Origin of the sequence: Nocardia sp. NPDC050710 (assembly GCF_040654375.1) — a bacterium.
Classification (GTDB): domain Bacteria; phylum Actinomycetota; class Actinomycetes; order Mycobacteriales; family Mycobacteriaceae; genus Nocardia.
The window spans coordinates 90,138-113,665 of record NZ_JBFAHV010000024.1; the positions used below are offsets into that span (position 1 = coordinate 90,138).

Sequence of the window (23,528 nt, forward strand, 5' to 3'; positions counted from 1 at the left end):
CCATCGTGGCGGCAGGCGAAACCGGTTAGGCGAGCGAAAGGCGTGGTGAACGCACGGTGAGCAAGAACCCGGGTGGACGGAAGAATCCGAACCCTCTGGCGAAGGTGCAGCGGGCCGACCGCAACCGCAAGATCCTCATCCAAGTGGCCGTGGCCGTAGTCCTGATCGGCCTCGTCGCGGGCATCGGCATCGGCCTGGCGATGAAGAAGTCCGACAAGGACAATCCCGGCCCCACCCCGTCGATCGCCGCTACCGCGGGCCAGAACCCGAGCGGAATCACCGGCGCCATCACCGACAACGGTTCGATCCGCATCGGCAAGCCCGACGCCAAGACCACCGTGCGGGTCGTCGCCGACCTGCAATGCCCGGCCTGCCAGGCCTTCGAGGCCGCCAATAAGCAGGTGCTCGAGGATTCGGTGAACAACGGCACCGCCGCGGTCGAGTACAACATCATCTCGTTCCTGGACCGCGCGTCCTCCGGAACCGAATACTCCAGCCGCGCGGCGAACGCGTCCTACTGCGTGGCGCAGGCCGATCCGTCGAAGTATCAGGCCTGGCTGGCCGCGATGTTCGCGCAGCAGCCGCTGGAGGGCGGCTCCGGCCTGACCAACGAGCAGTTGATCGAGATCGCGAAGTCCGTCGGCTACTCCGATGACGTGGCGAGCTGCATCAACGACCGCACCTACGACAAGTTCGTCAAGGCCAAGACGCAGGAGGCCTTCGACAGCGGCATCCAGTCGACCCCGTCGGTCTTCGTCAACGGCAAGCAGATCAACCCCAGCGGTCTCGCCCAGGCGATCGCCGCCGCAAGCGGACAGTGATCGACACCCCGCCCCGGTCCGCCTGGCTGCTCCTGCTGGGCGGACTGGCGGGCTGGCTCGCCTCCGTGGCGCTGACCGTCGAACGGTTCAAGCTCCTCACCGATCCGGGCTATCGGCCCTCGTGCAGCATCAACCCCATCCTGTCCTGCGGGTCGGTGATGGTGACCGACCAGGCCGCCGTATTCGGATTCCCGAACCCGCTCATGGGCGTCGTCGGTTTCACCGTGGTGATCACCCTCGGGGTGCTCGCGATCGCCGGGGTCGGGTTGCCGCGCTGGATCTGGGGCGGACTGTGGCTCGGCACGGTGCTCGGCATCGTTTTCGTCTGCTGGCTGATCTTCCAGAGCCTGTACCGGATCAACGCGCTGTGCCCGTACTGCATGGTGGTGTGGGCGATCATCACGCCGCTGTTCGCCGTCTGCACCGACCAGCTGTGGGGTGGTTCGCGCGGGCCGCTCGGCATTCTGGCGGAGTGGCGGTGGACGATCGTCGCACTGTTCTACGCGGTGGTCCTGCTGCTGATCTTCCTGCGATTCCAGGACTACTGGCTGTCCCTGGTCTAGTCCGGCATTCGGCTAATTCGGTGTGCCCGTGGCGAGCGCCACGCTGACCGTGCGCTGGCCGCCGCCGATACTGATGACGCCGAGACGCACGATCTCCTCGGGTTTGCGGACGTTGATGGCCGCGCGCAGGGCCCGCGCCGTGGCGATGATCTGGCCGTCCATCGAGGTGATCACCTCACCCTCGGCCAGCCCCGCGGCATGTGCGGGCATTCCGTAGATCGCCATATCGATGCGCGCGCCGAGCGGTTTCGCATCCGAGATCAGCACCCCGAGTGTCGCGGTGGGCCCGATATGCACGGTCTCGGTCGGAATTCCCGAGCGAATCCGATCGACCACCCGCATGGCGGTATCGATCGGGACCGCATAGCCGTTGGGCTGCCTGTCCGGATCCGGCACGGGTTCCCCGGACGCCGCGGTGACCACGCCGACCACCGCACCCCGCCGATCGGCGAGCGCACCACCGGATTGACCGGAACTGACCGGCGCCGCCACCTCGAGCATGCCCGACAGCGCTTTGCGGGACAGATCCGCGGCATTGAGCGCCACGATGGTGCTGTCCAGATCGGTCACATTGCCCGCGATCGCGGTCGGCGTACCGCCGGTGCCGCCCGCATTCCCGATGGCCAGCACCTCGTCGTGAACCCGTACGTCGGCCGAGCTGCCGATGCGGGCCACGGTCAAGCCGACGGCCCCATCCAGTCCGAGCAGCGCGATATCGGCGGTGGAGTCGTAGCCGAGCACCGTGGCGCTGTATTCCTCGCCGTTGCCGACATCGGTGACCGTCACCGTCTCCGCGCCCTTCACCACGTGATGGCTGGTCAGCACCTGCCCGTCCGAAGTGAGCACGATGCCCGATCCGGCGGCCCCGAGCCCGAACTGCCGGGTCGACGTGCTGATATTCACCAGCGCGGGTTCGACGGACGCGGCCACCGCGACCGGATCCAGCGGCGGCACGGGCTCCTGGGTGAGCGTGGCGACCACCGTTCCGGGCCCGGCGAACGGCGCCCAGTTCGGCAGCTCACCCCGGTAGCCCAGGAAGGTGGCCAGCGCCAGTACCGCGGCCACGATCAGCGCGAGAACCCGCCCGCCACCCCTGGTGGTCTCGTCGTCCATCGCTCTCCCGCCGTCGCCAGGCCTGACAATTCCCATTGTCGTCGGAGATCTTCCTCAGCGGGCCGATTGGCAAACCACGTCATGCGACGGTAGGCATGGACACATGAGCAATGCCGCCGCGTACGCCCTGTCCACGCCTGACGGCGCCTTCGAGAAGGTCACCATCGAACGCCGAGAGCTGGGTCCGCACGATGTGCTGATCGACGTCGAATATGCGGGCATATGCCACTCCGATATCCATACCGCCCGCGACGAATGGGGTGGTACGAGGTACCCCTGCGTCCCAGGACACGAGATCGCGGGCCTGGTCGCCGCGGTCGGCGGCGCGGTGACCAAGTTCCGGGTGGGCGACCGGGTCGGGGTCGGGTGCATGGTCGATTCCTGCGGCGTCTGCGGCCCGTGTCTGGCCGACGAAGAGCAGTACTGCACCCGGGGCGCCACCATGACCTACAACACCCCGGTCGATCCGGCCGTGCAGCCCGAGGGCTACACCATGGGCGGCTACTCGACCCAGGTCGTAGTGACCGAGAACTTCGTGGTGTCGATTCCGGATGGCATCGCACTCGATGTCGCCGCACCGCTGCTGTGCGCGGGCATCACGCTGTTCTCGCCGCTGCGGCACTGGGGCGCCGGACCGGGCAAGCGGGTGGCGATCATCGGCATGGGCGGGCTCGGGCATGTCGGCGTCAAGATCGCCGCGGCCATGGGCGCCGAGGTCACCGTGCTCAGCCACTCGCTGAGCAAGCAGGATGACGGCAAACGCTTCGGCGCCCACCACTACTACGCGACCGGCGACCAACAGATCTTCCGCGACCTGCGCGGCCGCTTCGACCTCATCCTCAATACCGTCTCGGCCGACCTGCCGATCGACCGCTACATGCGACTGCTGAACCTGGACGGCACCCTGGTGATGCTAGGCGTGCCCGAGAACCCGATCAGCGTCAAATCTTTCAACCTTTCGGGCTTGCGCCGCTCGCTGTCCGGATCGATGATCGGCGGCATCGCGCAGACCCAGGAAATGCTGAACTTCTGCGCGGAGCACGGTATCGGCGCGGAGATCGAACTGATCTCCGCCGATGAAATCGACAGCGCCTACGACCGGGTCGTCGCCAGTGACGTCCGTTACCGTTTCGTCATCGATACCGCGACGATCTGAGTATCACCGCTGTTCGGCGGGCCCGGCCGAATGTACCGGCCGGGCATGTCGCGGGCGGAGCCCATCGGCGGTGAGTACGTTGGCCGTGTGTCTGCGGATGAATCGGAATCAACCGGGACGGCGGGGGTTTCCGCCGATGTGACGGCCGGGCCGCCGCCGTGGCTGTTGCGGGCATTCCTGCTCGCCGCGGCGACGATCGCGGGACTCATCGCCGGTTTCTGGATATTGCAGCGGTTGCAGGGCCTGCTGACCGTGCTGTTGGTCTCGTTGTTCCTGGCCTTCGCCATCGAGCCGGCGGTGAACTGGCTGGCCGCGCGCGGGGTGCGCCGTGGGCTCGCCACCGGGGTGGTCTTCCTGGGGTTGCTGCTGATCGTGGTGGCGTTCCTGTGGACGCTCGGTGCGCTGCTCGTCGACCAGGTCACCACCCTGGTGCAGAACGCGCCGGAGTACGCCGACGCGGCCGTCGATTGGTTCAATCGGACATTCCACCAGGATATTTCCGGTACCGATATCCAGAAGTACGCCACCGAGTGGAGCGACAAGATCGAGGGCTACCTGGTCGGGCTGGCCGGAAACGCCTGGGGCATCGGCACCGCCGCGATCGGAGCGCTGTTCCAAGCCCTCGGCGTCCTCCTGTTCACCTACTATTTCGCCGCCGACGGGCCGCGTTTCCGCTACGCAGTCTCGTCATTGCTGCCGCCCAGCAAACAGCGACATGTATTGCGCGCGTGGGATATCGCCGTCGACAAGACCGGTGGCTACATCTATTCGCGCGGCCTGCTCGCACTGTGCTCGACGATCGCGCACTATGTCGCGCTGCGGGTGCTGGATGTACCATCCGCCTTCGCACTCGCGCTGTGGGTCGGCGTGGTATCCCAATTCATCCCCACCGTCGGCACCTATCTGGCGGGCGCGCTGCCGGTGATCGTCGCACTGGTGCACAGCCCGACCACGGCGCTGTGGATTCTCGGATTCATCGTGCTGTATCAGCAGTTCGAAAATTATGTCCTGCAACCACGCATCACCGCGACCGCGCTCGAGATGCACCCGGCCGTCGCCTTCGGCGCGGTACTCGCGGGCGCCGCGCTACTCGGCGCGACCGGCGCGCTGCTCGCCATCCCGGTCACCGCGACGGTGCAGGCCTTCTCCGGCGCCTACATCCGCCGCTACGAGGTCGACCCGGACCACATCGAGCCGGAGCTACCGAAGAAGAGGGACCGGAAGTGGACCAGGCAGTTGGCCATTCGCCGCATCGGATCGGGTCGGCCGCGGGGTTGAGTCGAAACAAGGCCGCCTCCGCATCGGCTGGATGCGGAGGCGGCCTCGGATTTCGTGCTACTCGCTCGCGGTCGCGCGCCGCCGGACCCGGCGGGCCGCCGCGACCATATTGCGCAGCGACGGCTCCAACTGCCAGTAGTGGCGGGTCTTCAAACCACCATCCGGATTCGCCCACAGGCGTCCCGGGGTCACGGCTTGCGCCGCGGCGGTGAGCAATTCGTCCAGCTCGTCGATATCCGGGATACGCGCCGAACGGCTTTCGTAGACACCGGGTCCGACGCCGTGGCTGAGTCCGTGGCCGGAGGCGCAGTCTTCGGTCAGCGCCTTGAGCACCCACTCGATGGACCGGGTCGCGACGATCGCGGTGACGTCGGCGTCGAGTTCATCGATCGCCTCGACCACCTCGGCGCGGCCGGAATAGCCGATATGCGTGTGGATCTGGGTCTCCGGCCGGACGCCCGAGGTGGCCAGCCGGAACGCGGCGACCGCCCAGCGCAGGTATTCGGCGCGGCCGTCGGGGCGGGCGGGCAGCAACTCCCGGATCGCGGGCTCGTCGACCTGGATGATGGCGATACCCGCCTTCTCCAGATCCACCACCTCGTCGCGAATGGCCAGCGCCACCTGATCGGCGGTCTCGTGCAGCGGCTGGTCCTGGCGCACGAAGGAGCGCGCGATCATGGTCACCGGGCCGGTGACCATGCCCTTGACCGGCCTCTCGGTCAGCGACTGGGCGTAGGTGATCCACTCCACCGACATCGGGGCCGGGCGCGCGACATCGCCGTAGATGATCGGCGGTCGCACACAACGGGATCCGTACACTTGCACCCAGCCGAAGTGGGTGGTCGCGAAACCGTCGAGCAGCTCGGCGAAGTACTGGATCATGTCATTGCGCTCGTGCTCGCCGTGCACCAGCACATCGAGGCCGATATCCTCCTGCAACCGGATGGTGGCCTCGATCTCGGCCTCGATCCGCTTGCGGTACTCCTCGTAGGAGAGTTTGCCCTGCCCCAATTCGTAACGGGCCTGGCGGATCCGGCTGGTCTGCGGGAAGGAACCCAGCGTGGTCGCGGGCACCGGCGGCAGATTCAGCTTGGCCTGCTGCGCTTCCCGGCGCACCTCGTAGGGTTCGCGCGTGCGCATCTCCGGCGTAATCGCGTACACCCGCTGCCGAACCGCGTGCTTCTGCTTGAAGTGCACCTCGGTCGGCCGCTTGCGCCACTTGTCCGAAGGCCCCTCGGTCAGTGCCTTGGCGAGCGAAACCACTTCGCCCACCTTTTGTTTCGCGAAGGCGAGGCGGTCGGCGACATTACCCTCGATCTCGTATTCGGCGAGCACGTCGTAGGGCACGTGCAGCAGCGTTGTACCGGTCGAGACCACCAGATCCGGGCACACCTGCGCGAGCTCGTTCAGGTATTCGAGGGTCACGTAGCGGTCGGCGCGCCACACATTACGACCGTTGATCACGCCCGCGTACAGCCGCTTACGCCGAATGCCGGGGATCTGTGCCAGATCCTCGGGCCGGATCCGGTGGCTCGCCAGGTCGAGGCCGATGGCCTCCACATTGGTTTCGGCCAGAATGGTCAGCGCCTCACCGAAATCTCCGTACTGGCCGGTGACCAGGATGCGCGGGCGCAGCGGCGCCTTCGAAAGCCGTTGGTAGGCCCGCTCGAACGCGGCCAGCTCGGCCGGGGTGCGTTCACTGGTGAAGGCGGGCTCGTCCAGCTGCACGCAGGTCGAGCCGCGCTTGGCCAGGATCTCGAACAGTTCCTCGTACACCGGCAGCAATTTGTCCAGCAGGCCGAGGGTGTCGAATTCGGCCTCGCCCGGCACGTGACCGGCCTTGGACAGCACCAGCAGCGAGGCCGGTCCGAGGATCACCGGGCGCAGCTCGATACCTTGCGCCGCGGCCCGATCCCACTCGTCCAGCAATGCCTCGGGGTGCAGCGAGAACTCGGTGTCGGCATCGAGTTCGGGCTGGCGGTAGTGGTAGTTGGTGCTGCAGTACCGGACCAGCTCCAGCGGCGGCAGATCCGGCCTGCCGCGCGCCATCAGGAAGTAGAAGTCCAGCGGATCCATCACGGCCCGGTATGCCTGGAAGCGCTTGGGCACCGCGCCGAACAGCAGCGCGTTGTCGAGAACGTGGTCGTAGAAGGAGAAGGTATTTCCGGGCACCTGGGTCAGACCCGTGGCGGCCAGCTCACTGAACTGACGCTCCTGGATATCGCGGCCGACCTCGAGGAGTTTGTCGCGGCCGATCGCACCGCGCCAATAGGCCTCGAGTGCCCGCTTGAGTTCTCGGTGCGGCCCGATCCTCGGGTACCCGAGGATGCTGGAACCGTAGCCGTCGGTGACATTGACCATGCGCGAGAACTCCTTTTCGATCACCTACGCGATGCCCGCTGGAGACGATGGTGCCACTCGAATGCACTCCCGACCCCGCACGGAGCGAGTCTTACGAGCGACCGTTCGCGGCCGTCTCGCGGCCGAGTGGTCGAAGCGCATGCGCTGAAGGCGCGACTCTCGACCGCTCGGACGCGAGACATAATGGGCCGCGAACCCGCAGCGCCCGCAGGCGCTGCGATCAAAATCAGCCCCGGTTGTGCTGGTAGAAACCGGCGCCGGTCTTCTTGCCGAGCAACCCAGCCTCGACCATACGCATCAGCAGCGGCGGGGCAGAGTACAACGGCTCCTTGAACTCCGCGTACATCGAGTCCGCGATCGACTTGACGGTGTCGAGGCCGACGAGATCGGTCAGCGCCAGCGGGCCCATCGGGTGGGCACAGCCGAGCACCATGGCCTTGTCGACATCCTCCTTGGTGGCGAAACCGGATTCGACCATCCGGATGGCCGAGAGCAGGTACGGCACCAGCAGTGCGTTCACCACGAAGCCGGAGCGGTCGGCCGAGCGCACGACCTGCTTGCCGAGCACCTCACCGGCGAAGGCCTCGGCCCGCTTGGAGACCGACTCGCTGGTCTTCAGCGTGGTGACCAGCTCGACCAGCGGCAGCACCGGCACGGGGTTGAAGAAGTGCATGCCGACCACGCGCTCCGGATTCGCGGTCGCGACGGCGATCTTCATGATCGGAATCGAGGAGGTGTTCGAGGCCAGCACGGCGTTCGGGTCGGTGACGACCTTGTCCAGCTCGCCGAAGATCGCGGTCTTGACCTCTTCGTTCTCCAGCACCGCCTCGACGACCAGCTGGCGATCGGCGAAATCGCCCAGGTCGGAGGTGAAGCGCAGGCGCCAGGCGGCCTGCTCGCGTTCCCGCTCGGTGATTTTGCCGCTGGACACCCCACGGTCCAGCGAACGCAGGATGCGCGCGCGACCGGCGGCGGCTAGTTCCCGAGTCTGTTCGTAGACGAGCACGTCGACATGCGCCCGTGCGCACACCTCCGCGATTCCGGCACCCATCTGTCCGGCGCCGATAATGCCGACGCGCTGAATCTTCTCGCTGCTCACGTCCCGCTCCTGCTGGTTTGGTCTGGCTAGTCGGGTGGCTTGTGATGAAGGGCGACTCGGTTGGAGCGGCACCTTCGAAAGTCCAAGGTATAGGGATGCCCTCCTCGCTGGGGCTGTTCAGCGAGGAGGGCGGTACACCCCTACTGGAGTAGAGGATTGTGCATTCGGTTCAGGACGTTCAGTCCCGACTCGCCCCGCACGGAGCGAGCCTTACGAGCGACCGTTCGCGGCCGTCTCGCGTCCGAGTGGACGGAGCGCACGCGCCGAAGGCGCGAGTCTCGTCCGCTCGGACGCGAGACATCGAGGGCCGCGAACCCGCGGCGCCCGCGCCGCAGAGAACTCAGTGGAACTGGCCCTCTTCGGTGGAACCCTTCAGCGCCGCGGTGGAGGTGTTCGGGTCCACGGTGGTGGCGATGGTGTCGAAGTAGCCGGCACCGACCTCACGCTGGTGCTTGATGGCGGTGAAGCCACGCTCGGCGGCGGCCTTGAACTCGCGCTCCTGCAGGTCGACGAAGGCGGTCATACCCTCGCGGGCGTAGCCGTAGGCCAGGTCGAACATGCCGTAGTTGAGCGAGTGGAAGCCGGCCAGGGTGATGAACTGGAACTTGAAGCCCATCGCGCCGAGCTCACGCTGGAACTTCGCGATGGTCGCGTCGTCCAGGTGCGCCTTCCAGTTGAAGGACGGCGAGCAGTTGTAGGCCAGCAGCTGGTCCGGGAACTCGCCACGGACGGCCTCGGCGAACTTGCGCGCGACCTCGAGGTCCGGCACGCCGGTCTCCATCCAGATCAGGTCGGCGTACGGGGCGTAGGCCTTGGCACGCGCGATGCAGGGCTCGATGCCGTTCTTCACACCGAAGAAGCCCTCGGGGGTGCGGGTGCCGTCGAGGAACTCGCGGTCGCGCTCGTCGACGTCGGAGGTGATGAGGGTCGCGGCCTCGGCGTCGGTGCGGGCGATGATGACCGACGGAACGTCGGCGACGTCGGCCGCGAGACGCGCGGAGGTCAGGGTGCGGATGTGCTGCTGGGTGGGGATCAGCACCTTGCCACCGAGGTGGCCGCACTTCTTCTCCGAAGCCAGCTGGTCTTCCCAGTGCACGCCCGCGGCGCCGGCCGCGATCATGGCCTTCTGCAGCTCGTAGGCGTTCAGCGCGCCGCCGAAGCCGGCTTCGGCGTCGGCGACGATCGGGGCCAGCCAGTTGCTGACCGAGGTGTCACCCTCGACCTTGGCGATCTCGTCGGCGCGCAGCAGCGCGTTGTTGATGCGGCGGACCACGGCCGGAACCGAGTTGGCCGGGTACAGCGACTGGTCCGGGTAGGTGTGGCCGGACAGGTTCGCGTCACCGGCGACCTGCCAACCGGACAGGTAGATGGCCTTCAGACCGGCGCGGACCTGCTGGACCGCCTGGTTGCCGGTGAGGGCGCCAAGGGAGTTGATGTAGTCCTCGTTGTTGACGAGGTCCCACAGGATCTCCGAGCCACGACGCGCGAGGGTGGCCTCTTCGACGACGGTGCCCTGGAGCTTCGACACCTGCTCCGCGGTGTAGTTACGGGTAACGCCCTTCCAGCGGGGGTTGGTGTCCCAATCCTGCTGGAGTTCCGCAGCGGTCTTCGGGGTGCCGGTGGTCGACATCTCTGACTCCACTTCTTTGGTCGGTCGGTGCCGCGCGCCGAGAATTCGCTCGGACTGCTGTGGCGGCAATTTGCAGGCTTGCTAGGCCCATGGGGTGTACTTCCACACGATGGCACACCAGGAAATAGCCGTCTACCTGTTGCTAATGCGAATCTCAGCTAGGTTTCGCCCCGCGTTTGCTAACCCTGCGAAATTTGCGGGCTAATTGCAAGCATGATTCCTACCCGTCGGTAGCTCTGACGTGGGGTTTTAGCGTAACGCTCGTACTGTTTGCGATCACCCGCGGCTCCGGCGGCAACACGCCGGAGCATTCCGGTCTGTGAGGACCTTCACAGGTTCGGGCACCCGCCCTCGGTGTGGGCTCGGCCACTCCCGAACGCGCGGCGCGCCCGAGTGTGCGGCAGACTGAGGCCGACAGTCATTTCTTGGGCAACCGTCCAGTTCTCGTCGGTCGAATTCGCGCGACCCGCGGGCGCTACGTCAATCGAACAGGAGCCCCATGCGGAAACTGTGGGTCGCCGCGGCGGTGGCCGCCACCTGCGCGACCAGCCTGCTGAATCTGCCCGCCGCGGTCGCCGAGTCGGCCGCACCGGGAACCGTCGAATCGGTGGCGCCGCTCTCGCCCGCCGCCACCCTCCCCGGCTCGGTGAACTCCACCCGCATCCGGTACGAATCGACCACCGTGGGTGACCTGCCGGCCATGGCCAGTGCCGCGGTGTACTTCCCGCCGGGTGAGCCGCCCGCGGGCGGCTGGCCGGTGATCGCCTGGGCGCACGGCACCGTCGGACTCGGCGACAACTGCGCCTACAGCATCGCCGGGCCCGCCGCCGTCGAGCGCGACTGGGCCTACCTGGGGACCTGGCTACGGCAGGGCTACGCGATCGTGGCGGCCGACTACGCCGGGCTCGGCGTACCGGGCGAGCATCCGTACCTCAACGGCAAGGTCGAGGCGCACAATGTCGTCGACGCGGTGAAGGCCGCGACCAGGCAGTACCCGTCGCTGTCGAGGAAGTGGGTGGTGGTCGGCCAATCCCAGGGCGGCGGCGCGGCCGTCTACACAGCGCGCTACGCCACCGAATTCGGCGGACCGGAGCTCGACTACCGCGGGGCCGTCGGCACCGGCGTACCGGCCTATATCGAGGACATTCTGCTGCCGCTCGGCCCGAACGTGCCGCCGATCGAGCTGGGCCCGCACACCACCGCCTACGTGCTGTACATCCTCAACAGCCTGCGCACCACCTACCCCGGCCTGGACATCGAGTCCTACCTCACCGACCCGGGCCGGTTCTGGCTGGAACGCGCCCGCGGCGTCTGCATCGACGAATTCGGGGACGAGCTGGCCGCCGCGGACGTGGTGATCGGCAACCTGTTCGCACGGCCGCTGCTGGAGATCCCCGACCTGCGCGGGCTGCTGACCCGGACCATGGGCCTGCCCGAGACCGGCTACGACAAGCCGCTGTTCCTCGGCCAGGGCCTGCGCGACACCGATGTGATCACCCCCGCGACGCTGCTGTTCGCCGCCAGATTGCGGGCCAATGGACAGCCGGTCACGCTGCACACCTATCCCGAGGACCATAACGGCGCGGTGAACGCCTCGCTGCCGGATTCGGTGCCGTTCGTGCGCAACCTGTTCGACTGACGGTCAGGCCCCGGCGGGATGCACGGCGCGCCAATGCTCGGCGATATCGATACGCCGAGTTATCCACACCTTCTCGTGCAACTGCACGTGGTCGAGGAAGCGTTCCAGGGCGGCGATGCGTGCGGGGCGGCCGACCAGGCGGCAGTGCAGGCCGACCGACAGCATCTTCGGACTGCCTTCCGCCCCTTCGCGATACAACACATCGAAGGCGTCGCGGAGGTGGGCGAAGAACTGTTCGCCACTGGGGAAACCGGCAGGCGAGGCGAAGCGCATGTCATTGGTGTCGAGGGTGTAGGGCACCACCAGGTGGTCGGTGCCGTGCACGGTGACCCAATACGGCAGGTCGTCGGCGTAGGAGTCGGAGTCGTAGACGAAGCCGCCGTGCTCCACCACCAGTTCCCTGGTGTACGGGGAATCGCGGCCGGTATACCAGCCGAGCGGTGCGGCGCCGGTCAGCTCGGTGAGGATGCGGACCGCCGCGGCCATATGCTCGCGCTCGGTCTCACGATCGGCCAGCTGATAGGACTTCCAACGCAGGCCGTGGCAGGCGATTTCGTGGCCGAGTTCTCGAAAAGCGGCCACCGCCTCCGGATTTCGTTGCATGGCCCGGGCAACGGCGAAAATGGTGAGCGGTAGGCCACGGCGCTCGAAAGCCCGCAGTACCCGCCACAGTCCGGCCCGGGAGCCGTACTCGTAGAGCGATTCCATGCTCATGTGCCGGTTCGGGAAGGCTTCCGCCGGAGTCATTTCCGAGAGGAAGGTCTCCGAATGCGGGTCGCCGTCGAGGACATTGTTCTCCGCGCCCTCCTCGTAATTCAGCACGAACTGGACCGCGATGCGGGCCCCGCCCGGCCATTGCGGATCGGGCGGGGTCGGTCCGTAGCCGACGAAGTCGCGTTCGCTCGTCATCCGCCCAGCTCTCCGAACAGGCGCAGCCGGGCCAGTCCGCCGTCGGGATAGATATCCAGCCTGACCTCCTCCACCGATGCCGCCATGGGCGCGATCGCGAAGCGATGCCTGGTGTCGGGCAGCAGGTCGGTGCGCGACAACAGTTCCAACTCGGTGCCGTCGGTGGTGCGGCCGGTCAGCCGAGCCGCCGCCGGGCTGTTGCCGAGGAAGTAGGAGGTGTCGATTTCGGCGAGGCGAATCAGGCCGGGACCCGCCAAGCGAATCCGCACCCAGTCGTTGCCGTCGTCGCGGCGACGGGCGGTTTCCCAGCCGTCGCCCATCTGGCGGGCCGAACCGGGATAGAGCAGCTGGTTCGGGGAACTGTAGAAGCGGTTGGAGCAGTCGAGCACCAGGGCGCCGTTCTCCAGCGCGGCCAGGTCGAGCGGGCCGAGACCGAGCAGCCGCGGATCCGGTCGGCCCTCCCCGTGCACCCGTAGCCGCGCCACACCGCCGTCCGGATGCATGGTGAGTTTCACATGGGTCCAGCGATTGTCGTTCTCGATGGGGAACGGGTTGCGACTGTCCCCGATAACCGCGGCGTGGTCGACCAGGCTCACCCAGTCGTCGCGCGCGGCGATCACCTCGGCGGGCGGGTAGCCCTCGATCTCCAGTGCCGAAACCGATACGGCCGGTGGGTAATTACCCCTGAACCAGGCGGTGTCCACGACGATGCCGCGGATCACCCCGGGCACGCCGAGCCGCACGATCGCGGTGTCGTCGCCCGGCTCACCGCGGTGCCTGCGGGTTTCCCAGCCGTCGTAGACCTGCCCCTTGTGCCCGAAGGTCGACGGCCGGTGCTCGGACGGACCCGGGTTGATCAAATTCTCCTTCTCCGCGAAGAATTCGTCATCGGCCCAGATCACCGAACCGCCCAGCGGCCGGACCGCGAGATCCGGCAGCAGCGTGAAGTCCTCCGCGGTCATCGGGGATCCTGCGATATCGGCTCGCGCGCGACCAAGGCGCGCAGGACGGCGGGGGTCAGTTCCGGGGCCATGGCGCGCAATTCCGCGTCGGTGCGGGCGCCGCAGTGCATACCGCGCACAACGGTGCCTGCCAGCGCTTCCGCGGTTGCCGGCTCGTCCATCACGCCGCCGGAGCGTCGATCCAGGTAGGCCAGCAGGCGCGGGACCGCCACGTCGATCGCCCGGCGGAAGAATTCGTAGGTGGCCAGCCAGCGGGTGACGAGGTGGCCGGAATGCATATCCCAGCCCTGGTAGTAGCCATGGCGCAGCGAGCGGGAGACGAGCCGATAGTGGTTGCGCAGCGCGCCTTCCGGATCCGTCTCCGGCACGATCTGGGTGGAGCCGTCACAGATCCAGACGCCGGTCTGCGCCGCCGCGACCTGCATCACCGCCTTGGCGTGATCGGCGGCCGGGTGATCGAGGGCCTGGTCGGTCGCGGCTATTCCGCAGGCCGCGGTGTAGTCATAGGTGCCGAAGTGCAGTGCGCTGCAACGCCGCTCGGCCGCTTCGATCATCCGGGCGATCGGCGCGGTACCGTCGGCGGCGACAATCGCCTGCGGGCTCTCGATCTGTAACTCGAAACGCAGCGCGCCCTCGGCCGAGCCGAAACTCCGCTCCAATTCCCGGCACAGCGCCACAAGGGCCGAAACCTGCTCCACCGCACGGATCTTGGGCACCGTGAAGACGAAACCATCGGGCACCCCGCCCGCGGCGTCGAGCACGAGTTCGAGGGTGCGCAGTGCCCGGCCGCGCTCACTGCCCGCCAGGCCCTTCGTCCGGATCCCGAATCCGGACGGGCCGCCCGGTTCCATGGCCCACCCGGCCAGCACTCTGCCCGCCGAGGTAGCGGCCCGATCCTCCTCGGAGTCGGAGCGGAATCCGTAACCGTCCTCGAAGTCGATGCGCAGATCCTGGACCGGATCGCGGGTCAGCCGCGTCCGCACCGCGGACAGCGAATCGGTGCCGTCCAGTGCGGTCAGCAGCTCGTACTGCTCGTCGAGCAGGCGGGTGGCGGCCGCGCCCCATTCCCGCGGCGTCGCCGGGGTTATTCGGTCGGCGGGCACGTACACCGTGTGGATGGGCTGAGCACGGCCGTCCTGGCCGGGGTAGCGCACGCGCAATTCGGCATCGACGGTGTCGAGGATCGCGTCGATCCCGGCTCGGATGTGCTCGGGCAACCGCGTGGAGGTCACCTTCGGTCTCCTTCCCGCATGGCGCGCCAGATCCGGTCCGCCGTCATCGGCAACCGTTCCAGTCGTACCCCGACAGCATCCTTGATGGCATTCGCCAGCGCCGGGGCAACGGGGTTGTACGGCGATTCGCTCATCGACTTGGCGCCGAGCGGACCCAGGTCATCGCTCGTATCGGCGAAGTACACCTCGGTGCGCGGCACGTCGGCGAACTGCGGAATGTGATAGTGCCGCAGCGTCGTGGTCGTCACCACGCCGTGGTCGCTGCGCATATCCTCGTAGAGCGCGGTACCGATGGCCTGGGCCACGCCGCCCTCCACTTGACCGCGGCACTGCACCGGATTGAGTACCGTGCCCGCGTCGGCGGCCTGGATGGATCGCAGGATGCGCACCGATCCCGTCTCGGGGTGTACCGCGACCCGGAACGCGTGCACATTGAAGCTCACCGAGCGCGGGCTGCCCGCGTGGTCACCGTGCGCGACCAGCTCACCGTCCGCCAGCAATTCCGCCGGGGTGACGAGCCGATCCCCGCATCGGACGCCGTCGGCCTCCAGTTCGCATTCGCCCGGCGCGGCGCCGGTCAGCTTCGCCGCGCGCTCGAGTATCCGTTCGCGCAACGCCAGGGCGGCGGCGTAGGAAGCCTTGCCCGCCACCACGATTCCGGTCGATCCGAAGGCGCCGGTGTCGTGACCGACGAGATCGGTATCGGACTGCCGGATCACGATGCGACGCACGTCGGTCCGCAGCGCGGTGGCCGCGAGCTGGGCGTGCACCGTCGTGGTGCCGTTGCCGAATTCCGCGGTACCGACCCGTATTTCGTACTGTCCGTCGGCCCGCAGGGCGGCGATCGCCTCCGAGCGGTGGCCGCGCGGCGGAATGGTCGCGATCATGGCCAGCGCCATACCGGTGCCGACCCGCCAACCCGGCCCCGGCGTCGGTTCACCGTCACCACTGCGCAGCGCGCGTTCCGCCAGATCCAGGCATTGATCCAGGCCGTAGCTGCCGAATACGAGATCGCCGTCGTCGACCTGCGCGCCGACGAACCGATCCCCCGGCACCACGACATTGCGCCTGCGGAACTCGAATGGATCGATGCCGAGTTCTTCGGCCAGTTCGTCGAGCGCCGACTCCACGGCGAAAATGATCTGCCCCAGGCCGTAGCCGCGGAAGGCTCCGGAGGGAACATTGTTGGTGTACACCGACTGTGCGTCGACCCGCTTATTGGCGCAGCGATACACCTCCACCGACTCCGCGACACCATGGAACATCACGCCCACACTGTGATTGCCGTAGGCGCCCGCGTCGGCGAGCACATCGATCGCGAGCGCGGTCAGCACGCCGTCCGCATCGGCGCCCGCGGTCACCGCCACCCGCATCGGGTGCCGCGTCGTGGCGGAGGTGAATTCGTCCGAGCGGGTGAACTCGTACTGCACCGGCCGCCCGGTCTTCAGCACCGCCAGCGCGATCAGGTCCTCCGCCAACATCTCCTGCTTGGCGCCGAATCCGCCGCCGACCCGGGTCGCGAACACCCGCACCCGGTCCCGCGCCAGACCGAATACCTGGCAGAGTTCGTCGCGCACCAGGAACGGCACCTGTGTGCTGCACCGGATGACGAGACGACCGTCCGCGTCCAACCAGCCGATTCCGCCGTGGGTTTCGAGATGTACGTGCTGTGCGCGTGGTGAATGCCACACCCCGCGTATCACTTTCGCCGCGGCTTCCACACCGGCCCCGATATCCCCCACCTCGCCGTGCACTTCGGCGACCAGATTGCGCTCGGGATCCGCGATGCGCGCCGAATCCGGTTTGCCGCCATGGAGTTTCGGCGACTCCGGGCGTAGCGCTTCGGCGGGATCGAAGACGGCGGGCAGCAGCTCGTATTCGACGCGCAGGGCTCGGCAGGCAGCCCGCGCGATATCCACTGTCTCCGCGACGACCGCGGCGACGCGCTGGCCGACGAAGCGCATCGTCCGGTCGAGGATGTAGGTGTCGTCGGGATCGTCGGCCCGCAGTTCGTGGCGCGCGGTCGAGAACGCGACCCCCGGGGCGTCCGCATAGGTGAGCACCGCGTGCACACCGGGCAGCGCCGCGGCCTCGGCGGTGTCGAGGGAGACGATCCGCGCGTGCGGATGCGGGCTGGCCAGTACCGCGATATGGAGCGGCGCGGTGGGCGGCGCGAAGGCGGCGCGATCGGCCTCGCGGCCGTGCTCTTCGGCGGCGTCGAGAGGCCGGATATCGAAGGTGAAGGGTTCGGTGCCCGTCACCACCCGCGGCCCGGCGGGCGCGCCCACCCCGGCGCGGGCGCCCACCTCGGTGGGAGACTCGCCGGTCAATGCCTCGCCGATCGCGCGATAACCCGTACAGCGGCAGAGATTGCCCTTCATCAACTCCGGCAGCTGTTGCGGGTCCGGCCCCGATTCCTCAGTGCCGCAACCCAATCCGGCGGCGGTGACCACCATTCCGGCGGTGCAGAACCCGCATTGGAAGGCGGCTTCTTCCACGAACCGCCGCTGCACCGGGTGCGGATCGCCGGACGTGCCGAGTCCGGCCGCGGTGGTGATGGTGCGATCGGCGGCGCGGTAGGCCGGGATGATGCAGGAGTGCACGGTCATACCGTCCAGTTGCACGGAACAGGCGCCGCAGTCGCCCGCGTCGCAGCCCTTCTTCACCGCGAAGACGCCCAGTTCGCGCAGGAGTGTGCGCAGGCACTGACCCGGTCGCGGATCGGCCTCGACGATCTGACCGTCAACGTCGAATCTCATTGCCGATCACGGACCTCGGCTCGCAGTTCCGCGGCAACCTCCCGGGCGAGCACCGCGGTGACGTGGCGACGCCAATCCGGGGTTCCGTGCGGGTCGTCGAACCACAGCGCCGGATCGATCCCGGTCAGTGCGGAATCGAGTTCGGCGGTGCCGGGCGGTGCCGGGAAGTCCAGCACCACCGGACGGCCGGTAGCCGCGGTGATGGTCAGCGCGGTCCGATCGTCCGGCTCGCGACGACCCATGACCACCGCACCGGAGCGGCCGAGCGGCGCGAGCGCAATCTTGCGGAATGCGGTGCGGGCGAACAGGGTTCGATTCGGCACGGTAATCGAGCGCAGCACTTCTCCCGGTGTCAGGACATTACGGCCGGGCCCGATCACGAAATCGCGCAACGGTATCCGTCGATCAGCGCCGTTCGGCGACCAGACCAGCGCATTCGCGTCCAGCGCGGTCAATGCGGCGAGGACAGCACCGGCGGGCAGCGATAGACAGACATTGCCGCCGACCGTCGCGGTGCGCCAGATCTTGTGCGAAGCCAGCAGTGTCCGGCAGCCCTGTGCGAACAACGCCGTCCCCGGCCACTCGGCCCGCAGCACCGCGCACCCCAATTCATGCCCGCGCGCGGCACCGGCGAACTCGGCCAACGCGCAGGTCGCGGCGATTTCCAGCCCCTCGGACGTTTCGGAGAGCGCGGGCCACCCCAACCCGGTGATATCGACGAGCCGGTCCAACCGATCCTGCGGTTCCGAGAACAGGAACGTCCCCCCGGCCAGTACCGCGCAGCTCCCGCCGAGGCCGATCAGATCGGCCCGCTCCCGCGCCACCACCACCTCCCGGATCGTATCCAGATCCACATCGCACCTCGCTCCACAAGCACCTGCGACCCACCCTAGAAGCCGCGAGTTGCCGAAATGTTGCGCCACACCCGGCCCACATTGCGCCGCCGTAACCTCGCGGCCGACCACCACCGCCCCCACCGGGGGGCTACCTTCCAGTATCGACCCGGATCCCGCGCTACCGCGCCTTCGCAACCAGGTCGCGTTGCGCACGGGCGACCCGAAGACCGACGGCGCGCTCGTCGACGGTGCGCACTTCGTTGTCGCGTACCACCTCCCTGCCGTTGACGATCACGGCGGCGAGCGGGGGCGGCGAGCCGAGGATGAGGGCCGCGACCGGATCGTCGATACCCGCGTGCGCCGGGCCGTCCAGCCGCCAGAGGGCCAGATCGGCCAGCTTGCCGGGTGCTATCGAACCGATTTCGGCCTCGCGGCCGAGTACCCGGGCTCCGCCGATGGTGGCGAGTTCGAGGGCGGTGCGAACACTCATCGACCGGGGACCACCGACGGCGCGGGCGTAGAGAAGGGCATTGCGGGGTTCCTCGATCATCGAACTGGATTCGTTGCTCGCCGCACCGTCCACGCCGAGGCCGACGGGGGCACCCGCCACGAGCAGGGCGGCGGTGCGAGCGATCCCGGCGCCGAGGCGTCCGTTGGAGGTGGGGCAGTGCGCGACTCCGGTGCGGGAGCGGGCGATGGATGTGATCGCCGCGTCGTCGAGGTGGACGGCGTGCGCGAACCAGACATCGGGGCCGAGCCAGCCCAGTTGTTCCATATATTCGGCCGGGGTGCAGCCGAAGGTGGCCGCGCAGAAGTCCAGTTCGTCGACGGTTTCGGCGAGGTGGGTGTGCAGGCCGACGCCGTACTCCCTGGCGAGGACGGCCGATTGCCGCATCAGGTCCCCGGTGACTGAGAAGGGGGAGCACGGTGCCAGCGCGATGCGCAGCATCGAATCGAAAGACGGGTCGTGCCAGCGGGTTATGGCATCCACACTGGCGGCGAGGATGGCGTCGAGTGGTTCGACCACATCGTCGGGCGGCAGTCCGCCGGAGCTCGCGCCGAGATCCATGGAGCCGCGGCACGGATGGAAGCGCAGTCCGACCTCCGCGGCCGCGCTGATCTCGGCGCCGAGTAGGTCGCCGCCCGCACGCGGAAAGACGTAGTGATGGTCGGAGGTCGTGGTGCATCCGGTGCGGGCCAGCGCGGACAGCGCACCGGTCGCCGCTACCCGCAGCGCCTCCTCATCGATTCCGACCCAGATCGGGTAGAGCGTGGTGAGCCACTCGAAGAGCGTATTGTCCGCGGCCAGACCGCGGGTGATCCACTGGTAGAGGTGGTGGTGGGTGTTGACCAGGCCCGGGGTGAGCAGGCAGCCACGGCCGTCGATCCGCGGCACATCGCGCACGGGCGCCGGACCCGGGCCGACGGCGCCGATCCGGGTGCCGTGTACCACCGCATGCCCCGATCGATACTCGGTGCCCGCCGCGTCGACGGTCGCCACCGCGCAGCCGTCGATCACCAGTGTCGGACCGTTCGTCAGTGCTTCCATGCGAGCCTCGCTCTCCGATCGAGATGTACCCCGACGATGCCCCTCACACCTGCGCGATCACGGCTCCCACGCCGGTCCCGCGTCCGGCGCGTCCTCCCGCGCGACCGTGGCGTGGATCAGCCCGTACGGCCGGTCGTCGGCATGGAATACCTCGCCGTGATTCTCGATCCCGAATCGCCCGAGGTCGTAGGCGAAGTGGTGCTTGTTCGGCGCGGCCAGGCGCACCTCGGCGAGTATCGGATACGCCCGCAGGACCGCCTTACCCATCTCGAACAGCGTCTGCTGCAACGCCTTCGAATGATGGGTGGCGAAGACCTCGATCATGCGGGCTCGGATTCCCGCGTAGACCTCGTCCCAGTCCACGCCAGTGGTCTCGGCGAATCGCCACTGGGCGGTCAACGAGGTCGCCAGCATGCGATCGTGCGTCGGCTCCAACACGGTGAAGTCGTCGACGAGGAAGTCCGCGAACTCCGATCCGGTCGACTTCAGGATCACCAGGCCATCGACCCCGCCGATCACCCAGGCGCGCTGATCGGTCTCCTTACCCGCCACCGTGACCGTCGCCGTCCGCACCTCGGGCCCCTGCCGCACCCAGGTGTGGTCGTGCTCCCGCTCGCCGACCGAAACCCGCTGCCAGGCATACTCTTCGAGCTCGATGCGGGCCCTGCGCACCGGATCGATCTCGTTCACGAAATGGGCGGCCAGCGCGAGCGCGTAATCCTCCACCGGCTGTAGGCCGGGCTTCTTCGCGAAGGCGTAGGCGGTCTGCTTCTGGGTATCGGTGGGCAGCACCTTCGATTGGTCACCGGCGACGTAGGCGTCGGCGAATTCACCGCGCAGCACGGTGGAGACGTTCACATCGCGGATCTCGTGCCGCACCCCGTCCCGGTAGATCCGGACGATCCGGTTCTCCGCCTTACCGTATCGGTGATCGGACAGCATGATCGGCCCGGTCAGTTCCATGAGTGGATCAGCTCCCTCGATAGGTGGAAAAGGCGAAGGGCGACAGCAACAACGGGACGTGGTAGTGCCGCTCCTCGGTGACGACGAACGCGATCGACACCTCCGGGTAGAAGGTCGGCTCCCCGCGCTCGGCGAAATAGGGGCCGGTGCCGAAGACCAGTCGATAGGCGCCGGGGGTCAGCGCCTTCCCCAATCCGGCGATCCGGCCGTCGGCATCGGTGGTCGCCGCGTCCAGTCGATCGGCCCGCGCGTACAGCGCGACCTCGACGCCGACCGCGGGGACGCCGCGCACCGCGTCGAGCACATGCGTGCTGAGGGTGCTCACCGAACCGCTCCGAGCAACCGCCGCAACCTGATTCGGTTGATCTTGCCCAGTTCCGTTCGCATGACCCGCCTTTCGGTCTCCGGATCGTTGCCGAGCCGGGTCCGCAATAGATCGAGCAGTTCGGCGCCGGACCTGCCGCTCGCACACACCAGGTAGATGTGACCGAACCGCTCCTCGTAGGCCAGATTGCCCTCGGCCAGCGCGACCCGCACCGCATCCCCGGCAGCGGCCACGCCTGCCTGCTCACGCGCCGAGGCCGCGGTATCCGGGCGGCCGCCGATGCGCGGGTGCCCGGCCAGTGCCGCGTCGATCTCGGATTCCGGCAGCGCCGCCAGCGCCGCGTCGGCGGCGGCCAGCAGATCCGCCGCGCTGGCATACGGACGGTCCGCGAGGACCGAGCGCGCGAAGGTGGACGACGAGCAACAGGCAAGCAACGCGCGCATGGCCGCTTCGTCGGGCAACGCGTTGAAATCGGCGAGGCCGACCACGTCCTCTGTCATCGCTCCAGCATCGAATAAGACCCCCCGTGTTGCCACCCGAAAGGAATAGTTCTCTGTCGGCGTGTCAGTTTTTCATCAGTGGGGACCTGTAAGTAACCCACCGGCAACGGTCCGGGGCTACCGTTGCCGATATGGCCTCACCCGACCGAGGGACAGCTCCCCCGGCCACCCCGCCCGACTGCGTGGGACTCGTACTCGCCGCCGGTGCGGGCACCCGCTACGGCTTTCCCAAGGTGCTCGCCGAGCACGGCGGATGGCTGCGCGGGACCGTCGCCGCACTGCGCGACGGCGGCTGCGATCCGGTCATCGTGGTGCTCGGCGCCACCGGTCCCAGACCGGGGATCGTCGATCTCCCGCCCGGCACCCGCCACGTGTGGGCCGCCGACTGGGCGACCGGTATGGGCGCGTCACTGCGGGCCGGGTTGCGCGAGGCGGCGCGCACCCCCGCCCACTACGCCGCGATCATGCCGGTGGACACCCCCGACGTCGGGGCCGATGTGGTCGCCAGGGTCATCACGGCGGCCACCGACGCCCCGAGCGGGCTGGCCCGCGCTGTGTTCCACAACACACCCGGTCATCCGGTTGTGATCGACCACAAGCACTGGACCTCGGTCTACTCCGCCGCGGTGGGAGATTCGGGCGCGCGCACCTATTTGTTCGGCAGGGAGGATATGGTGTGCGTCACGTGCGACGATTTGGCGACGGGACTCGATCGTGATGTCCCGGCCACGACGCCCGGTGATCGGAGCTAGGAACTGATGCGCGACATCGTCGATGACCTATTGCGGGTGTGGCATTCCGGCCGAACCGGAGGCTTGGCGACCGTGGTGCGGACCGTGGGGTCCGGGCCGTTGGACGTCGGGGCGGCGATGCTGGTAGACGCCGCCGGCGGCGTCTACGGTTCGGTGCTCGGCGGGTCCGTCGAGTCGGCGGTGCACGAAGCCGCCGTGGCCGCGGCCCGGACCGGCAGGCGCGCCATGCACCGCTTCGGCGTTCCCGCCGGGGAGTCGGGCGGGGATACCGGCGGCATGATCGATGTATTCGCCGAACCGTTCTCGCGCCGCGATTTTCCCGAATTCCCCACCGTCGCCGCGGAAATCGCCGCGCACCGCCGAATCACCGTCTTCACCGTGGTGTGGAATCCGGACGGCGACCTGATCGGCCAGCACCTCGTCACCGACAAGCGGCACAACACCGAGTTGGTCGCGCTGCCGGAATCCGATGTCTTCATTGCCTCGTTCGCCCCGCCGCCGCGCCTGATCATCTTCGGCGCCAACGCGATTGCCGCGGCGCTCACGGTGCAGGCCAAATTGCTCGGCTATCGGGTGACGATCTGCGATTCGCGCGACGATATCGCCGCATCGCAGGCATTCACCGGCGCCGAGGTGGTGGTCGACTGGCCGCACCGGTACCTGAACACCCTGTCGTCGGCGGGTGAAATCGATTCCAGCACAGCGATTGCGGTGCTCTCGAACGATCCGAAGTTCGAGATTCCATTACTCACCGTGGCCTTACGACTACCCGAGCTGGGGTACCTGGGCGCCGCGGGTACCTTCTCGGCACACAACAGGCGCATGGAGGATCTGCGCGCGGGCGGCTTCGGGGACGCTACGCTGGCCCGCCTGCACTCCCCCGCGGGAATGGACGTCGGGGCCCGCACGGCCTCGGAACACGCTGTGGCGATCGCCGCCGAGATACTGGCGACACGTTCGGGACGGAGCACCCGGATCCACCCTGAGCAGGCCGATGTGATCCGTGCCGAGCAGGCCTTCGGCGTCAAAGCGTCAGTGTCACTGTGATATTCCGGGCGCTCTGACACCGAAAGCATCGGCC

20 protein-coding genes are annotated in these 23,528 nt (G+C 67.9%); 7 read left to right on the top strand and 13 right to left on the bottom strand.

From position 1 onward, the window contains the following. Window positions 1-56 precede the first annotated feature (56 nt). Both AB0H61_RS31475 and AB0H61_RS31480 read left to right on the top strand, forming a co-directional pair. Window positions 57-821: a thioredoxin domain-containing protein gene (locus tag AB0H61_RS31475; protein ID WP_357311363.1), complete on the top strand. Its 765-nt coding sequence runs from the start codon at window positions 57-59 to the stop codon at window positions 819-821. Then, entirely contained in the window at window positions 818-1,384 is a 567-nt protein-coding gene (locus AB0H61_RS31480) for a vitamin K epoxide reductase family protein (RefSeq protein ID WP_357311364.1), read from the top strand. Before AB0H61_RS31475 ends, AB0H61_RS31480 begins: the two co-directional genes overlap by 4 nt. A 12-nt stretch (window positions 1,385-1,396) precedes the next feature. On the opposite strand, the gene AB0H61_RS31485 is transcribed toward AB0H61_RS31480, so the two are convergent. Then, window positions 1,397-2,497, bottom strand: a complete 1,101-nt coding sequence (locus AB0H61_RS31485; RefSeq protein ID WP_357311365.1) for a trypsin-like peptidase domain-containing protein — start codon at window positions 2,495-2,497, stop codon at window positions 1,397-1,399. A 103-nt stretch (window positions 2,498-2,600) separates the two neighbouring features. On the opposite strand from AB0H61_RS31485, the gene AB0H61_RS31490 reads away from it, so the two are divergent. Both AB0H61_RS31490 and AB0H61_RS31495 read left to right on the top strand, forming a co-directional pair. Continuing rightward, the gene (locus AB0H61_RS31490) at window positions 2,601-3,653 is read left to right on the top strand and encodes an NAD(P)-dependent alcohol dehydrogenase (RefSeq protein WP_357311366.1); all 1,053 of its coding nucleotides are present in this window, start codon (window positions 2,601-2,603) and stop codon (window positions 3,651-3,653) included. Between the two features lie 87 nt (window positions 3,654-3,740). After that, complete coding sequence (locus AB0H61_RS31495; RefSeq protein ID WP_357311367.1) at window positions 3,741-4,931, top strand: AI-2E family transporter; 1,191 nt, start codon at window positions 3,741-3,743, stop codon at window positions 4,929-4,931. A gap of 57 nt (window positions 4,932-4,988) precedes the next feature. Here AB0H61_RS31495 and metE read toward each other — a convergent pair whose 3' ends face one another. From metE to aceA, 3 genes are all read right to left on the bottom strand, one after another. Further along, window positions 4,989-7,292, bottom strand: a complete 2,304-nt coding sequence (metE, locus tag AB0H61_RS31500; protein ID WP_357311368.1) for a 5-methyltetrahydropteroyltriglutamate--homocysteine S-methyltransferase — start codon at window positions 7,290-7,292, stop codon at window positions 4,989-4,991. Between the two features lie 226 nt (window positions 7,293-7,518). Next, window positions 7,519-8,391 (bottom strand): 3-hydroxybutyryl-CoA dehydrogenase, encoded by an 873-nt coding sequence (locus AB0H61_RS31505; RefSeq protein ID WP_357311369.1) that lies wholly within the window; start codon window positions 8,389-8,391, stop codon window positions 7,519-7,521. Window positions 8,392-8,731: 340 nt separating this feature from the next. Then, a complete protein-coding gene (gene aceA, locus AB0H61_RS31510) occupies window positions 8,732-10,021 on the bottom strand; it encodes an isocitrate lyase (protein ID WP_357311370.1) in 1,290 nt (429 codons plus the stop codon). A 499-nt stretch (window positions 10,022-10,520) separates the two neighbouring features. Between aceA and AB0H61_RS31515 the strand changes: the two genes are divergently transcribed. Further along, window positions 10,521-11,660 (top strand): alpha/beta hydrolase, encoded by a 1,140-nt coding sequence (locus AB0H61_RS31515; RefSeq protein WP_357311371.1) that lies wholly within the window; start codon window positions 10,521-10,523, stop codon window positions 11,658-11,660. 3 nt (window positions 11,661-11,663) lie between these two features. On the opposite strand, the gene puuE is transcribed toward AB0H61_RS31515, so the two are convergent. From puuE to uraD, 9 genes are all read right to left on the bottom strand, one after another. Further along, complete coding sequence (puuE, locus tag AB0H61_RS31520) at window positions 11,664-12,569, bottom strand: allantoinase PuuE (protein ID WP_357311372.1); 906 nt, start codon at window positions 12,567-12,569, stop codon at window positions 11,664-11,666. Next, complete coding sequence (gene alc / locus AB0H61_RS31525; RefSeq protein ID WP_357311373.1) at window positions 12,566-13,531, bottom strand: allantoicase; 966 nt, start codon at window positions 13,529-13,531, stop codon at window positions 12,566-12,568. The genes puuE and alc overlap by 4 nt, the downstream gene beginning before the upstream one ends. Further along, on the bottom strand, window positions 13,528-14,763 hold the full coding sequence (locus AB0H61_RS31530) for an aldolase/citrate lyase family protein (protein WP_357311374.1): 1,236 nt from the start codon (window positions 14,761-14,763) through the stop codon (window positions 13,528-13,530). The genes alc and AB0H61_RS31530 overlap by 4 nt, the downstream gene beginning before the upstream one ends. Beyond that, window positions 14,760-17,522: a molybdopterin cofactor-binding domain-containing protein gene (locus AB0H61_RS31535; RefSeq protein ID WP_357311375.1), complete on the bottom strand. Its 2,763-nt coding sequence runs from the start codon at window positions 17,520-17,522 to the stop codon at window positions 14,760-14,762. The genes AB0H61_RS31530 and AB0H61_RS31535 overlap by 4 nt, the downstream gene beginning before the upstream one ends. Beyond that, window positions 17,519-18,376, bottom strand: a complete 858-nt coding sequence (locus AB0H61_RS31540) for an FAD binding domain-containing protein (protein ID WP_357311376.1) — start codon at window positions 18,374-18,376, stop codon at window positions 17,519-17,521. The genes AB0H61_RS31535 and AB0H61_RS31540 overlap by 4 nt, the downstream gene beginning before the upstream one ends. A 160-nt stretch (window positions 18,377-18,536) precedes the next feature. Continuing rightward, window positions 18,537-19,907, bottom strand: coding sequence for an 8-oxoguanine deaminase (locus AB0H61_RS31545; protein ID WP_357311377.1), 1,371 nt, complete (start codon window positions 19,905-19,907; stop codon window positions 18,537-18,539). A gap of 57 nt (window positions 19,908-19,964) precedes the next feature. After that, window positions 19,965-20,870 carry a factor-independent urate hydroxylase gene (pucL, locus tag AB0H61_RS31550; protein WP_357311378.1) on the bottom strand — a complete coding sequence of 302 codons (906 nt, stop codon included), beginning with the start codon at window positions 20,868-20,870 and terminating at the stop codon, window positions 19,965-19,967. Between the two features lie 7 nt (window positions 20,871-20,877). Continuing rightward, window positions 20,878-21,195, bottom strand: coding sequence for a hydroxyisourate hydrolase (gene uraH / locus AB0H61_RS31555; RefSeq protein ID WP_357311379.1), 318 nt, complete (start codon window positions 21,193-21,195; stop codon window positions 20,878-20,880). Further along, window positions 21,192-21,695, bottom strand: a complete 504-nt coding sequence (uraD, locus tag AB0H61_RS31560) for a 2-oxo-4-hydroxy-4-carboxy-5-ureidoimidazoline decarboxylase (RefSeq protein WP_357311380.1) — start codon at window positions 21,693-21,695, stop codon at window positions 21,192-21,194. Before uraD ends, uraH begins: the two co-directional genes overlap by 4 nt. Window positions 21,696-21,826: 131 nt before the next feature. Here uraD and AB0H61_RS31565 point away from each other — a divergent pair, with 131 nt between their 5' ends. Beyond that, window positions 21,827-22,447 carry a nucleotidyltransferase family protein gene (locus tag AB0H61_RS31565; protein ID WP_357311381.1) on the top strand — a complete coding sequence of 207 codons (621 nt, stop codon included), beginning with the start codon at window positions 21,827-21,829 and terminating at the stop codon, window positions 22,445-22,447. 6 nt (window positions 22,448-22,453) lie between these two features. Next, a complete protein-coding gene (locus AB0H61_RS31570; RefSeq protein ID WP_357311382.1) occupies window positions 22,454-23,494 on the top strand; it encodes an XdhC family protein in 1,041 nt (346 codons plus the stop codon). The last annotated feature ends 34 nt before the right edge of the window (window positions 23,495-23,528 follow it).